Source organism: Bradyrhizobium sp., from assembly GCF_049586575.1.
Classification (GTDB): domain Bacteria; phylum Pseudomonadota; class Alphaproteobacteria; order Rhizobiales; family Xanthobacteraceae; genus Bradyrhizobium.
The window spans coordinates 1-5,446 of record NZ_JBAVCF010000161.1 but is presented as its reverse complement, the minus strand read 5'-3'; the positions used below and the strand labels follow the sequence as shown (position 1 = coordinate 5,446).

Annotated in this window: 3 protein-coding genes and 1 pseudogene; all 4 read left to right on the top strand. The window is 59.8% G+C overall.

All coding sequences use genetic code 11. The features are described 5' to 3' along the window. Nucleotides 1-491: Bug family tripartite tricarboxylate transporter substrate binding protein (locus WB528_RS06065; RefSeq protein ID WP_423887522.1), on the top strand; the 491-nt coding region annotated here is incomplete at its 5' end. A gap of 780 nt (nucleotides 492-1,271) precedes the next feature. Then, nucleotides 1,272-1,376 (top strand): annotated as a pseudogene (locus WB528_RS06060) (mechanosensitive ion channel domain-containing protein); the annotation flags it as partial. Nucleotides 1,377-1,699: 323 nt separating this feature from the next. Then, entirely contained in the window at nucleotides 1,700-2,080 is a 381-nt protein-coding gene (locus WB528_RS06055; RefSeq protein WP_423887521.1) for a hypothetical protein, read from the top strand. Nucleotides 2,081-4,491: 2,411 nt separating this feature from the next. Next, nucleotides 4,492-5,446: MFS transporter (locus WB528_RS06050; protein ID WP_423887520.1), on the top strand; the 955-nt coding region annotated here is incomplete at its 3' end.

Sequence of the window (5,446 nt, the reverse complement as noted above, 5' to 3'; positions counted from 1 at the left end):
CGCATCTGCTCGCGCACATGCTCCGGATGCAGACGGGCGCCCAATTCAACGACATCACATATCGGCAAGCGCCCCAACTCCTCGCCGATCTGATGGCAGGTCGTGTTCAGCTGTATTTCAGCGCCGGTGAACCGGTTGTCTCCATGGTGAAGCATGGCAAGCTGAAGGCCTTTGCGTCCACCGGGGCGACTCGGGAGGCTGCTTTACCCGACGTGCCGACGATGGCGGAAGCCGGCTTCGCAAACATAACCGTCGATCCGAGCGACTGGACCGGGCTTGTTGCTCCGGCCGGTATCCCCAATGATGTGGTTGCAAAGCTGCACAGCGCTATTGGCGCTGCTCTAACGACCCCGGGGGTCATGGCGATGCTGGAAAAGCTTGGCTGGACCGCAAGTTCAACCGATCCGAACGCCTTTGCGAAGTTCATTTCCGCGAACGTCGAGCGGTGGGGCAAGATCGTGCGCGAAGCTCACTTGAAAAAAGCGGACTAGGTGCGGCGACGGAATCGCTTTCCGAAAGGGCCACTCTCGCGGACTTCGGCGCCGCCGTCGGTGCTGCTGCCGTGCGTATGGTGGGGTGGCGGCGAAAGCTCAAGACGGGCGTCTTTGCGGCACCTGCTCGCGGCGGCTGTTGCGAAGGGGTTTCGGATGCCGGCCGCAACTGATGCCGAATGGTATGCATTGGCGGCCGGCGTCCGAAAGCCTCCAAGGGAGGAAACCGCGGGAGCAGGATTTGGGCGGTGCCGCGTGCGCTATGGGGATTTGAGCGCCGCCGGTGAGGCGTTGTGACGAGCACCCTATGTCAGCTGCAGAATTTGGCGGCCTTGAATCGATGACCCGGTGGCTCGGCCGCCGCCGTCCCGACCAGGCGATGCCGAGATCAGTAGCGTCGGTCACCACTCGGGCGCCATCGTCACCCGAAGCTGCCAACGATCATGGAGATCCCGAATTTCACAAAAAAGGAGATCCCGCCGGCGCAGCGCCGTACCGCCGGCGCCAGCAGGTCGAGCAGGTCGATCGCTGTTATTGCCGCCGCTCTCTCGCGCGCGCGTCTTTGCAGCCAATAAGATTAACGGAGAGCCCGCGCCCGTTCGCTCGCGGCCGACGCCGATGTGCAGCGACCCGGTAGCTGCCAACAGCTCGACCGCTCGAGCTCCATCGATCGGCGCGCAGCGGATATCACATCGGCGGCACGCACACCAGTTTGTTCGCCTAACAGATACCTCACGACGCGATTTTTGCCAGGCTGTTCGCACCCACGCGCCTCGTGCTGTCTCCGGCTTGATCCTCCTGGTGGAGCGTCCCATCAGGGTCGGCGACCTCGTAGTCCTAGGCGGCGAGGAAGGCTACGTGCGAAAAATCAGCGTGCGGTCGACCAATTCCGCCCGACATGGGATGGATAACCAACCCGCGTCGTCACGGCGATCAGTTTAGCTTAATTGGTCGCCGCTTCGTCGAAGGTGTTGGGCTGCGTCACCTCGCCAAAGCCACCCCATCATTCCCTTGGTCCGCGCCCTAACCCCAGCCTGTCCGCACGCTCAAGCGACGGTACCTTTAAGCTTTACCTTTGCTCAAGTGAGGCAGCTCCGGTCCCGGTCGTCGCCCTATGTATCGTGCGGTATGGTCGACCTATCCACTGCCACAAACGTGCCGTATCTTTTCCGTAAATGCGACTTGGGCGACGAGCACGGAGATTCGTGATGGATAAGAAGATGGCGGGCTTGCTGGGAGCAGCAGCCGCGCTAACGACCCTTGGCAGCGCGCAAGCTGCGCCAGCGCCGCAAGCTCCACTGGCGGCCGCAATAAGCTACAAGGATCTGCTTGAGCCAATTCCGAACGCCATGGCAGCGCTGAGGGACGACGCGACACGCTCACAGGCTGGTTCGGGCGCCAAGATGGAACGCGTCCAGTACTATCATCATCATCATCATCACGGCTATGGTCCCGGCATCGTCGGCGGAATCATCGGCGGGGTCATCGGTGGTGCGCTCGCGCCTGCTCCTCCGTGCTACTGGACCTATGGCCGACCTTATTGGGATGGCTATCGCTGGGTGCGCCCGCGTATCCAAGTCTGTCGATAAGTAAAACTGAGCGGCCGCCCGGCGCTACTACGGCGCCGCTGTTTGTGCGCGTTGCTGAAGAACCGTGACTCAACGCTGAATCGTTGAAGCGCCGCACTGTTTGGTGCGGCCGGCGGCGCGCCATGATCTTTGCACGCCGCCCACCAAAAGCCGACTGCATGCGGCACGCCGAGGCTCGGCGGTGACCCAGTTTGTCGATCGCTTTATGGCGGCTTCGCGTTGCGAAACCCCTTGTATCGCTGGAAGATGGAATCCCTCCGGCCGCTAATCGTGAATTTCAGTCGCTGCAACATCCCAGGCCTCTAGCTCTCCTGCTGACGGAGGATCGTGGTGGATGACGTGAATGCGTGCGACTAGTGGCGGCCCGATTGCATCCCTTACTTCAATGACCTCTCCTATTTCGGGATGACGTCCCCGCCGCTCCGTGTATCGGTACTCCGATCCATCGCGCTTGGTGACGCTCACCCGCCAAATCGCCTCAATTGACATGCGTAGCCAAGCCTCTCGAACTGGATCGATCTCGTATGAACTTTCCTCGTCGCAGCCTGCGCGCGTCCGCATCTCGCAACCACGCTCGCGCTGCCGGTACCTTGGACAGGATATCGTCGAGTTTCGATCAAGACAAACTGTCGAGCGAAACAAAAGAGCTGGTCAGGATATCTTCAGGAATATTTCGTGGCTCACATTGGGTGGCGTACAGCCTGATCGAATGCGAACGGCTGGCTCAGCCGTCAATTCTCCGCTGGTCCTACAACGCGTTTCAACGAACCAAATGACCGGTATCGACGTCACGTATTCCTTTGCGATGCCATCCCTTTGGTGAGGATCAGATGCCCCCAACCATAATGTTAAACCAGTACTTTGGGACATTCGTCAGACATCAATCTAGAAAGCGATAGTCTTCGGCCGATGCGCAATTTGCTAAAATGAATTTGATAAAAAGGACGTCACCACAGCGGCGGCCGGTGCGGCTCGGTCCGCCTGGCGGCGCGACCCTCGCACGCGTAGAAATCGCCACCGAATTGGTTAACCCGGCGATGATCCCACTGATCTTTCAGTGCCGAGCCAGAGCTCCTGTATTGCGAGTCGGCGCGCGGCGCGGCCGCGCCATTCCGCCGGCGGGGAATCTCAGAGCGAAAGCACGGCGTCGCCACCCCCCGGCCCGTTCGATCGCGGCCGGCGCCGATGTGCAGCGACCCGGTAGCTCGAACAGCACGAGCGCCATCGATCGGCCCGCAGCGGAATTTGCTAAATAGAAAAATCGGCGGCTCGCGCCGGTCGAGCAGCGCCGCGCCAGATTCGGCGGCGCGCCCACCCCCGCCAAGGGATAATGAGCAGCATCGGATCGAAGCTCAACTACGCCGTGCTCTCGCTCCGACATTTCGGGCCGGCGCTCCGGCGCCATTCTTATGAATGCAGTGCTGATCCGGTTGTAATGTTGATACTGTCACCTGTCGTGCTGCCAGAACATGAGCGCTAGCGTCTATGCTGTGATCGCTGCACTAATCCGAAAGCTGCCGCTTTGATCGCGGAGAGTCCCGTTACAGTCGGATACAAATCGGGACTTGGTCCGCGTCTGCAGGTCCGCCGCTATAGCGGGCCCGGCAATAGATACATTCATTACGACGGCGCGGCGCCATTCAGCACAAGCCGAAACGAGTTGGGTGAAATGCGTCCGTCCGATCGCGCGGAACAGCAGGTTGTTGAGCGGCAAGATCGCCGGATAGCTATGGTTAGCAGGTAGCTTACCAGCCGAAAGGGAAGTCGCGCCAGTGATTGGCCACGCCCGGCGATGTGCTGGTTTCAGAACGAAAAGCGAGCCGCTAACTGAGCGGCCTACAGTGTCGACTGCCCTCAGTCGCGGGGTCGCCAATGGCGGCGAGCTTGGCGCCGTTGAGCTGCGCAGCGCGTTGCTGGTACTCTCGCCGGCCATCCGCAGAAATTCACGTTAGCGCGAGTTCCACTAGGCAATGCCACGAGCCCGCTCCGCAGCCACCGTGCAGCTAACGAAAACTCTATATGGGTTGCTTGATTCAGATCAATGCGGGGCGGGACTGCACGCACAAATAGTCGAATATTTCGGAAAGTGGAGAAACATGCCACGCACGTCACGGCGGTTTGTAAGGCGGTTGTTCCGCACCGGTACGGGCTGGACTCTCGGCGAGATCATTCTCATCGCGGTCACCCTTGGAGCGATCCTGGCAGCATGCGCAATTATAGTCTACGAGGTGGAAGTAAATCTGCCAGAACGTCAGAGCGTCGTGAAGCCGGCGAGTACGACATGGTTAAACGGATAACCGCCAAAGCCGGCGAATAAGTTGCTCGGCAGCCGACGAAGCGCGGCGAACTCCAGTCGGGCGATGTATTGTGGGTCAATCATCGGGCCTGAGTGCAAATGCCCGTGGGGTAGCATGTCCAACCTCAGAGCCGTCCTCGTCCTCGCCATAACGACATGGGCTTTTATGGTCTGCTTTGCCGTGTGGCTGATGTTCGGCGTGATCGGCATTCCGATTCAGGACGAACTGGGTCTGAACGGGCTCCAATTTGGGATACTCACCTCAACGCCTATTCTTACGGGAGCGTTGTTCCGTCTGCCGCTCGGCATCTGGACAGACCGATTCGGCGGTCGGATTGTCATGTTTATCCTGCTGGTCGGTTGTGCAATACCTGTTTGGTTGTCGAGCTACGCTAGCCAGCTGTGGCAGTTCCTGTTGCTAGGCTTGGTCCTAGGCGTGGTCGGTGCCTCCTTTGCTGTCGGCACTCCCTATGTGGCGCGCTTCTTTCCCAAGGAACGTCGTGGTTTCGCCATGGGCGTGTTCGGCGCAGGCACGACCGGCGCAGCGATGAACATGTTTATCGCCCCAGCGCTGCTCTCTCGCTACAGTTGGCAGATTGTCCCGAAATTCTATGCCGTCGCATTGCTCCTCACGGCGGTGGTCTTTTGGTTGCTTTCGGCGCCGGACGCCTACGCGCCCGGCAAGAGCAGCGTTTCGTTGCAGCAGCAATTGAAGGTGTTGAAGGATCTGCGGGTCTGGAAATACTGCCAGTACTACTCGATCGTTTTCGGAGGTTTCACCGCGTTGTCAGTCTGGATGCCGCAATACTTCGTGCATGAATACAGCTTGAGCATCTCGGAAGCCGCGCTGCTCGCCGCATGTTTTTCGCTGCCCGCCGGTGTGTTACGAGCAGTCGGCGGCTGGCTGGCAGATCGCTATGGCGCGCATAACGTGACTTGGTGGGTGCTGTGGGCAGCTTGGCTCAGCCTTTTCCTCCTATCTTATCCGCAAACTGAGTTCATCGTGCATACGATCCGTGGCCCCGCTCAATTCCACATCGGATTGTCGATATTGCCGTTCACGTTACTGC

Excerpts from the sequence above, each read along its gene's own strand:
- WB528_RS06055 (WP_423887521.1), top strand. The coding sequence starts at position 1,700 with ATGGATAAGAAGATGGCGGGCTTGCTGGGAGCAGCAGCCGCGCTAACG.